The sequence below is a fragment of the Paenibacillus brevis genome, assembly GCF_018919145.1.
Lineage (GTDB): Bacteria > Bacillota > Bacilli > Paenibacillales > Paenibacillaceae > Fontibacillus > Fontibacillus brevis.
Map to the genome: position 1 here is coordinate 522,003 of NZ_JAHLQJ010000001.1, position 9,190 is coordinate 531,192.

Here is a 9,190-nt window from a genome sequence, read left to right on the forward strand (position 1 = left end):
TCGAATCAACCTCTTGAAACTCTTAGTGATCAAAAGCCTACTTTTTGAATACCTCTATACGAGGTATTCGATAAAGATCGTCTTATCTACGCTACTTAGCGGCAAGGTGATCCGGTCTCCACTCTTGAGTTCAAGACCCTTGCTTGTATCCACGGCACGTCCCGACTTCTCCACCGTACCGCCGCTCTTGCTTGTCAGAATAATTCTGTCATTGCTTCCTGGCGTAAATATCATATCTTCGGTCTCTTTCAGCTCCGGTGCAAGCTGCAGAAGCTGGTGCAGGGTAAACTTGCCCCGGAAGGCTGTTAACTTCTTATACTGCGGATATGTCTTGTCTCCGGTATTCTCATCCCGGATCTCGAGAACGATCTGTCCGACAAATCCGCGGTTGTTCTGCTTTACCTTATGAAGCAGGAAGTATCCGACAGCCAGCAGTACAAGGGCTCCCAGGACACTCAAAATTACCGCTAGGAGGGGAAATGGTTTCTTTTCCTCGGTTCCCGTCTCTTCCGGAGCCGTTGCCGGAGGGGGCGTAGTAGCGCCTCCCGGTTTGGCCGAGATGTTCACCGCCGGACTCTCGCGGTAAAAGCTCTTCTCCTCGGCCCTTACCACCAATTCATATTCATGCTCCTCGGGAATCTTGTACGTTCCTTCAAATTTGTCACCGGTATTCGTCAATGGTATCTCTTCCGTCGTTCCGGCATCGAGATCCTTGACCTTCAGAACAGCGGTCATATTCTTATACATATCTGCATCGGCAAGCTTCTGTCCATTGCTTGTTAGATAAGAGGATACGGCAATCTCGTCCCCTTGCTTATAGGAAGACGAAGGCAGCGGCTCCATGGCCAGCTCCAGATCATAGTTGAAGACAAGGTTAATATCAATCTTGTCCTTCGATACTCCCTTGACCTTAAGCGTCCAATCTCCTTCACTCGGATTGAGCAGCTTCAGCAAGGAATAGCTCTTGGACTTGGTCACCAGCACCTCGTTCGACGGAATCGTCACCACATTGCCGGAAGGGTCGATCAGCTCGGTCTCTACCGGTTGGGAAGACATGATCGAGATGTTCGCCTCCAGCACATTCGCATTCGGAACATTCACCGTAACCTCTTGATAGTTGCCGGTTCCTGTCAGACTCTGAATCGGAACAATTTTCAGCTTCAGATGGCTGGCGAAGATCTCGCTTAGAATTTGCGGTAAATCCTCCGCGGAGCTAGTGGAGAACGACTTTGCCCCGGTCTTATCCGAGAGCTCGGCCAAGGCCTCCTTATTCAGCTTTCCGTCTGCATTCAGCCCAATTGTATAGATCGGGATACCCGCTTGCTTGGCTTCCTCTACTGCGGCGTCCAGCTCCTGGTCTGATTGCGCTGCCGTCCGGCCGGATGCCTTATCAAAATCATTGTTGCCGTCAGCAAGCAAAACGATCATCGGGTCGTGATTCGGATCAGCACCGTTCTGCAGCACCTTGATCGCTTCCTTCACCCCTACCGCAATATCGGTATAGGGTCCGCGGTCCAGGCCGTCGATAAATTGCTTCAGGTCTTCTTTGTCACTTTGTGTATTGATCTCCAGCAGCGCCTTCTCCCGCTGGATCTTGTCGGTATACGCGACAATACCTACTCTGTCTCCGCTTACCGATAGCATATCGATGAACATCTTCATCGCTTCATTGCCGATCTTATTCGTATCACTCGTATTCATGGAGTTGCTGACATCCACGACAAGCACAGCGTCAATCTGCGAGGCCTGTCCATTTGCTGCATATGCGCCCTGCACGTGAAGGCTGGACATCATCATCAGCATGGCAAGCAAGATGAGCAGCACACTGGAAGTCGATTTCTTTCTCTTGGACATGTGTAGTACTCCTTTTCGATTAAATCGTACTATTATTGTAATTATACATCATATGACAAATTCCCCCCTAGAATCTGTCACTGCTATGCCATTATGATATAATTAACGCCTGTAAAGTTCAATTTTTTTGGTGCAAAGGGCCCATTTTGAGAAGGAGCGGCGACTTTATATGATTACTTACGTTTGCCTGGCTATTTTGTTACTGTTTGTTACTGTAAGATCCTTCATCTTTTGGCGGCGCAATAAGGATCTGGTTCCCCCTCAAGAGCTGGACCAGACCCTAATCTATCAAATAAACCGGGAAAGTGACCAATATGAACAATAAAATCCCTGTACAGCTTCGCCCTCCCCGCCACACTAAATACGTCTATGAAAAATTACGCATATGCAAACATTGCCAGCGGTACACCATCCTGTATGACGAGCAATGTCCAACCTGCGACAAATCAGGCGGGCTTATTTCTCTCCGCAGCAAGGCTGCCGCTCAAGTACAGCGCTCAATTCGAAATGATCGTCTGATTGCGCTGCTAATCACGCTGGTTAGCATTTTCTTCGGACGTACCTTTCAGGAGATGGCTCTGGCCCTTGTGGCGGGTCTGCTGTTGACCAGCGTGCTGATCTATGTTCAGCATCGGATAAAGCCCCAGGCTATCTCCAAGGAACTGAACCGGATCTTCATGCGGGACCGTCAGCAGATCATTAACGGATTAATTGCCAATCTGGATTGGGCTGCGGCCATCGGAAAGGAGAACAAAGCTCTTTCCTATGAAATGATGCGGGAGATTGCCACACTGGTGCACGATGACAGCATACGCTCCCTGCAAATTATGCTGCTTCAATCCTTTGTGCTGCGCAAAGATATGGACCTGGAGCTGGAACCGTTACTGCAGAAGCGGTTCGATCCGGATCTGGTCGAATATATTGGTGAGTTAAGCAAAATTAAGCGTGATCTTATCAAGGATAAAACCTTCCGGTATATCTTGAAATATGAGCAGCACATCGCTTCCATGAGCCGAGGATCCGAAATCCTGTCAGGCGTAGCCGCAGCAGCGGTACGACAAAAACGTTACTGTCTGACCTACGCGGATTTCATTGCGCGTTATTGTCGCCTTCTCCCCAAGGAGCGGTTCTTGCGCCTTTACCGCGTTGTCAGTGGAAATCCGCAGGACAACTGGGGAGTGCTGGGAGAAGAAGTTGCCCGAATTTTCACCGAAAAATATCAATGGGACGCCGATTTTCAGCAGCCCGCAATTAGGAGCAACTCCATATGATGACACGAAGATTATTCTCGCTTCAGTCCCTGCTTCTAGCGTTATGCATAATTATGCTGGTATTGATCGGCTATAAGGGCATAGAAATCTCGGCTAAAATAGCTTCCTTTAAAGAAGCGGAGCGTCTCTATGCGGAAAAGGATCTGGTAAGTGCAGAAACCTGGTATTTGAAGACTCGGGACAACCGTTCCATTCTTTATCACGAAGATGAGGTCGCGGCCCGCTTGGAGGAGCTTGCCCCAATTACCAAAATGAAGCTGCAACTGGACTTCTATGATTCGGAAGGCGCTAAGGCTGTGGCCGACGGACAGTTCGATCGGCTGCTGGAAATCTACGCAGAACTCTCGAAGTTCCGCAACACCTATTATACGGGAGACGGCCCCTACAGTGTATATTACAGAGAAATCTCACAGGCTATCGGGGTATCAGAGCATTTTGTCTCTTATTTTACCCAATTTAAGAACCAGTTTTACGCAGAAATGAACAGCAACCTGGAAAATCAGAATTATGATGACGAATCCTTCAAGTGGAAGCTGCTGAAAATTCCTGAAATCTTTTACGGGGATCAAGAGAAGCAGATAAGTGAATTGATAGCTGCCTATGAGGATTATGATCTCAAGAAATATGATGCTCTAGCAACAAATGGTCTCTATGATCGGCTATTGACTGATGCGGAGGCTGTTTTAAGCGCTTATTCCAATAATGACCTGAAGGCCCCCTGGGTTGCCAGCAAGGTTGAGGAGCTTATGGGAGCCCTGGTGAGACAAGAACTGGAGAATAACAATTATTCCAGCTTCGCGAGACATGCCAAGCAATATAATACTTTCGCAGCCAAAGTCAACCCAAAGTCCTCGCTTGCGGCTTATGTGGAGGGACAAATAGCGAAGCTTATGAAGCAAGCCAAGAGCTTATCAAGGGATGGGGCATATCAGGAAGCCATTGACCTCTATACATCGCTGAATCCATACCAGGATACGTCTGAGGCCGTGAGCCAGGTCCAATTGGCGTGGATGGCTGCAGAGCCCGTTCTGCTGCTTCCTCAGCTTGAGGGAGATAAACAGTATACTCACGTAACTGGCGGAACGAAATCCTATAACGCTCAAATCTACGTTGTTGCGGCCGATGATGAAAACCGGGTCTATTTTGGAAAAATGAACGATCAGAGCAATATCCAGGTACTTACCAATACAGATTTGATGTCAGGCAACTCGATTCAATCTCTCTCGATAGATCCGACCCTAAGCACGCGTCAGAACCCGGTCATTAAGGTTACGGCTGAATCCTTGAATCGAAACGCGCTGTACGCCCTATTCGAAGTCTCCGAGAGCTCCATTGAGCTGATTCTATGGGTAGAAGCGGATGATCTGGAGACGAACTCTGACGGCAGCCTGCTGGTCGATAATCCTTACGGTTCTGCTGGTGAGGGGCAAGTCTCGATCTACGAACGAATCGATTCCTACTATCAGTTTACAGGGGTCAAAAAATTTATCCGGGACGTTACTGCCGACCAAGTTGCGCAATACCCGAACGATATGATTAGATTGCTCTGTACGGTAACGCAGCCGGGCTTTCTGGAGACCCTTGCCTATGCGGACGACACAGATATCGTGTTGAAGGGGAATTTCGACTTCTCGGAGGGAGATGCCGTAATTACCGGAACCTTCCTGCAATACACGGATATTATTGTTCGCGGAGAATGGATCTCCGTGCCCGTGATTCAAGTGGAGACCTATGAACCAAAGTAGGTGATTAAAACTTTATAACCTTATATAGCAAGTAAAAAACCGCCCCGAGGGGCGGTTTTTCTTTATAAAAAGTTGCCTTTACCGATTAGGAAAAGAATACGTTCAGTTCAGTTTCCTTGTCGAAGATATGAATTTTGTTCATATCGATCGCAAGCTTCACATTGTCACCTTCACGAGTTGTCGAACGTCCGTCAACACGAGCGATCAATGTTTCAGCGCCTGTGCCCTTCAAATACAGCTGCATTTCATGACCAAGGTTTTCAGTCAGGTATACGTTAGCTGTGAACGAAGTGTGCGGGAATGCTTCCAGGAATACTGGCTCTTCATGAATATCTTCAGGACGAATGCCCATGATAACATCCTTGCCGAGGTAGCCTTTTTCCTTCAGGGTCGAGGCTTTGCCTTGAGGAACCTCAACGTTCATGTTGGTGGCTTTGAAGCGTACCACTCCGCCTTCTTCAGCCAATGTACCATGTACAAAGTTCATTGTAGGGGATCCGATAAATCCAGCTACAAAGATGTTTTGCGGTTGGTTGTACAGCTCTTCCGGAGAAGCCGCTTGTTGAATGATACCGTCTTGCATAACTACGATCCGGTCACCCATCGTCATAGCTTCGATTTGGTCATGCGTTACGTAGATACAAGTAGTTTCAAGACGCTTAACCAGCTTTGTGATTTCCGCACGCATTTGACCGCGCAGCTTAGCATCCAAGTTGGAAAGAGGTTCGTCCATGAGGAAGACTTGAGGATCGCGGACAATCGCGCGGCCCAAGGCAACCCGTTGACGTTGACCACCGGACAGAGCCTTTGGTTTACGGTCAAGCAAATGCTCGATATCGAGAATCTTCGCAGCTTCGCGAACGCGTTGATCGATTTCTTCCTTCTTCACTTTACGAAGCTTCAGACCGAACGCCATATTTTGATATACGTTCATGTGCGGATACAAAGCGTAGGATTGGAATACCATCGCGATGTCGCGATCCTTAGGAGCAACGTCGTTCACGACGCGGTCGCCGATGTACAGCTTACCTTCAGTGATTTCTTCAAGACCTGCGATCATACGCAGCGTAGTAGACTTACCGCAACCGGATGGACCTACCAATACCAAGAATTCTTTATCGGCAATATCAAGATTAACGTCGATTACTGTTGCCTTATCAGCACCTGCATATTTCTTATAAATGTGTTCTAAGCGTACGCCTGCCATTTGTTTGGCCTCCTAATGAGTAATTTAGTGTCATCACTTAAAAATGAAATCGGATACAATTCATATTTATATAATACCTTTATAGGCGAAAATCAGCCATGCGCAAACTGCACAAAATTGCTGTCCTCATTTTGTCACTTTGTACAATAGGAGCAGCAGCTTCATGAGTACCGCGTCCCGGAAGGCTCTGACATCCAATCCTGTCTCCTGTTTAATCTTATCAATCCGGTACATCAGGGTATTGCGATGGATATAGAGACGCTTGGCCGTTTCACTAATGTTACAGTCCATTTCGAAGAAGGTCTCCAACGTCAACAACACTTCTTCGTCTGTAAAAATTCCGGACTGTCTGCCCGTCTCCATAATATACCTTTCCCGTTCGGGCTCCGGAATGCTGTAAATAAAACGCTCAAGCCGGAGCTCCCAAGGCAAATGAATGTACTCGCTGACATGAAACAATCGACCGATCAGCAAGGATTCATGCAAGGTTACGGCGGTTTCCAAAAGTCTCAATTCACCCTTAATCAGCTCATGAACAGACAAATGGCAGCCGCTGCCCATCCATTCATTAGCGATTAATTCATATAAGCCCTGGCACAGCGCATGGAGCATGTCGCGCTCCGCATCCGTCCCCTCTTCGCTCTCCTCCCGGAGCTCCGTCAGTAACGCTTCACTGACAAGAATCAACCAGCTGTCCTTCAAAGGAATAAGCAGCAGATCGCCGCCAAAATAGCTTTTTAATAGCTTATACAGTTTGCTATAGACCACCTCGTGGCCAGCCCGGTTTTCCCAGGACAACATAAACGGCAAGAAAGAGGCTTGAAGCTTCGGCTTCAACGCAAAGTGCTCGGGAACCGTTCTTTGCAGTTCTCCGAGATCCATCCGCTCTTGAATCCACTCACCGAGTTGAAGGCTCCGGGATTCATCATCTTTTTTCGCGGCATGCCCTCTGACATTCTCTTTTGCGCCTGCAAGTAATAGTCCGATTAACTTCGCTTCGGTGTCTGAAAGAAGGGTCTGATCGACCTCAAAAAAATGAACAGTAGACGAAGTATTATTTTTTTTGTGAAGCCACACGTACTTGCCGTTCACTTTCAAGAGTGCTGAGGGATCAGAATCGATGGCTTGTACAAGAAGATTCCATTCCTTCATCTCCATCTCAGACTCTTTAAGCGTGATACCGATGGCGGCTTCTACCTGCTGTTTCAATAAATTGATTTCCATACCGGATGCCTTTCTGCTTCTAGATAAATTTATTGCTGCTTATACGCATTTTAGCATATCCAATCGTTAAAGCGTAATCCGCAGCAGAGTGCATTGTACGCTTTATTCCTAATTATTAAGCTGGTATGTGCATAAAAGAAAGAGTGAGCCGGTTGCTACCGACTCACTCCTAAATTTAGAATCATAAAGAGCTTTGCTTCTTCTCTTCAAACAAGGCTTTTAATTCAACAAACCAATCTTTACCGCTGCCGCCTAAAACCAGAGCATTCGATCTTCTTCGATTCGTACCCTTTTTGACTTCGACCTGTCCCAATGAATCTATTTTGTACTCCAAGGTCAAATTTGTATCCGACAAAAACTCGATTCGTATATCTTGATATTCATCCGTATAATTTTTAACAGGTCCTGTATCCGGTAATAACTTAATGATTTGCCGATCTTTTAAAAGCTGGATTACTTCAGCAATTTCCTGTTCATCCGTTGTTCTAAGCGTTTGGAGTGTAGAGCCTATTCCCGGCTTGTTATCGGACACCTCTATAACTGCCGCTTTAATATGCTCTTGCTTATAATAGTTGTCTGTGTAAGTATATCCGCTGTATAAAACATAAGAAGCAAAACCTGCAACTAAAACACCCAGTAATATTATGGTAGTCTTTTTTCTACTAAATCGCAGGGAACACTACACCTCCATATGAATAATTGTCAAAATGTTCAACAAACCCTCCATTGACATAACTAAACCATGCTTTTCGTCGCCTTTGTAATAATTTGGTAATTTCACTGTCTTTAAAGGAGTACTCGCATTATTCAATTGCCCATAGACAGGAACATTAGTGAAATTTTGAAAATAAGTGGTATCATTCTCACTACGACATCCAAAATAATATTGATTATCTAAAACTACATAAGTATTCTTTTTTGCAATGCTTTGTATTAATTTTGCTGTATGAGTAATTTCAGTTTGGTTTGAAACTTGAGCGGGGATACCTGCAGTAAGTATGCTAGCAACGCTCCAAGCACCTTGGGTAACATAATCTAGTCCCTTGTCTACATAATATTTAGCGATTGCAGTAAGTGTTGACTTTAAATAATCATTCCACTTTTCTTTTGTTGTCTTCTTAATTTGTGTTTCGGAGCTTATGCTATTATATACTACTATATCTTCATAATAAGTTTTATTATTGTATCCCATAATAAACCAAATGAGGGAATATATAAAAGGTAAGATGTAAGATTATTTACGATGTCTCCTTCCCTATTCTCAATAATTACTAGGGTATCCGCTGGTCATAAATCTCAATATAATTAGTACTTTTATCGTATTTTAAAAACTGAGATAAAATTAAAAAAGCCGTCAACCGAAGTTGACGACTTTTGAATGAGCCATGAAGGATTCGAACCTTCGACACCCTGATTAAAAGTCAGGTGCTCTACCAACTGAGCTAATGGCTCAAAACAATGGTGGAGGCTGATGGATTCGAACCACCGAACTCGTAGAGAGCAGATTTACAGTCTGCCGTGTTTAGCCACTTCACTAAGCCTCCATATAAAAGTGGCTCGGGACGGAATCGAACCGCCGACACGAGGATTTTCAGTCCTCTGCTCTACCGACTGAGCTACCGAGCCATATGTAATTGACAAAAAAATAAAGCGGTTAAGTTGTCGTTAACTTTCCCACTTCGTTGTGGAACCATTCATTTGAAAAAGTGGCGGAGCCGACGGGATACTCTACGCTTCGCTCCGAGACTGCGATGTATCGCTAACGAAGCTTATCCTTCGACGAACCCTTTTTGGGTTCTCACCCTTGATTCAAGAAGTAATGGCGGAGCCGACGGGATTCGAACCCGCGGTCTCCTGCGTGACAGGCAGGCATGTTAGGCCTCTACACC

Annotated in this window: 8 protein-coding genes and 3 tRNA genes; 3 read left to right on the forward strand and 8 right to left on the reverse strand. The window is 46.0% G+C overall.

The window, feature by feature from the left end; translation table 11 throughout:
- Positions 1-54 precede the first annotated feature (54 nt).
- Positions 55-1,854 carry a vWA domain-containing protein gene (locus KQJ23_RS02245; RefSeq protein ID WP_216477022.1) on the reverse strand — a complete coding sequence of 600 codons (1,800 nt, stop codon included), beginning with the start codon at positions 1,852-1,854 and terminating at the stop codon, positions 55-57.
- A gap of 169 nt (positions 1,855-2,023) precedes the next feature.
- Here KQJ23_RS02245 and KQJ23_RS02250 point away from each other — a divergent pair, with 169 nt between their 5' ends.
- Genes KQJ23_RS02250 through KQJ23_RS02260 form a run of 3 tightly spaced genes read left to right on the forward strand, consistent with a single transcriptional unit; the run spans position 2,024 to position 4,870 of the window.
- Complete coding sequence (locus KQJ23_RS02250) at positions 2,024-2,179, forward strand: hypothetical protein (protein WP_216477023.1); 156 nt, start codon at positions 2,024-2,026, stop codon at positions 2,177-2,179.
- Complete coding sequence (locus KQJ23_RS02255; protein WP_216477024.1) at positions 2,169-3,125, forward strand: hypothetical protein; 957 nt, start codon at positions 2,169-2,171, stop codon at positions 3,123-3,125. The genes KQJ23_RS02250 and KQJ23_RS02255 overlap by 11 nt, the downstream gene beginning before the upstream one ends.
- Positions 3,125-4,870 carry a hypothetical protein gene (locus KQJ23_RS02260; protein WP_216477025.1) on the forward strand — a complete coding sequence of 582 codons (1,746 nt, stop codon included), beginning with the start codon at positions 3,125-3,127 and terminating at the stop codon, positions 4,868-4,870. Before KQJ23_RS02255 ends, KQJ23_RS02260 begins: the two co-directional genes overlap by 1 nt.
- A gap of 85 nt (positions 4,871-4,955) precedes the next feature.
- Here the strand turns inward: KQJ23_RS02260 and KQJ23_RS02265 are convergent, their stop codons facing one another.
- From KQJ23_RS02265 to KQJ23_RS02295, 7 genes are all read right to left on the reverse strand, one after another.
- Positions 4,956-6,077 (reverse strand): ABC transporter ATP-binding protein, encoded by a 1,122-nt coding sequence (locus KQJ23_RS02265; protein ID WP_216477026.1) that lies wholly within the window; start codon positions 6,075-6,077, stop codon positions 4,956-4,958.
- 126 nt (positions 6,078-6,203) lie between these two features.
- Positions 6,204-7,301 (reverse strand): PucR family transcriptional regulator, encoded by a 1,098-nt coding sequence (locus KQJ23_RS02270; RefSeq protein WP_216477027.1) that lies wholly within the window; start codon positions 7,299-7,301, stop codon positions 6,204-6,206.
- A gap of 181 nt (positions 7,302-7,482) precedes the next feature.
- Positions 7,483-7,833 (reverse strand): hypothetical protein, encoded by a 351-nt coding sequence (locus KQJ23_RS02275; RefSeq protein WP_216477028.1) that lies wholly within the window; start codon positions 7,831-7,833, stop codon positions 7,483-7,485.
- 147 nt (positions 7,834-7,980) lie between these two features.
- Entirely contained in the window at positions 7,981-8,493 is a 513-nt protein-coding gene (locus tag KQJ23_RS02280; protein WP_216477029.1) for a hypothetical protein, read from the reverse strand.
- Between the two features lie 187 nt (positions 8,494-8,680).
- Positions 8,681-8,753 (reverse strand) — tRNA-Lys (locus tag KQJ23_RS02285).
- A 7-nt stretch (positions 8,754-8,760) separates the two neighbouring features.
- Positions 8,761-8,845, reverse strand: a tRNA-Tyr gene (locus tag KQJ23_RS02290).
- A 9-nt stretch (positions 8,846-8,854) separates the two neighbouring features.
- Positions 8,855-8,927: transfer RNA gene (locus KQJ23_RS02295), tRNA-Phe, on the reverse strand.
- Between the last annotated feature and the right edge of the window lie 263 nt (positions 8,928-9,190).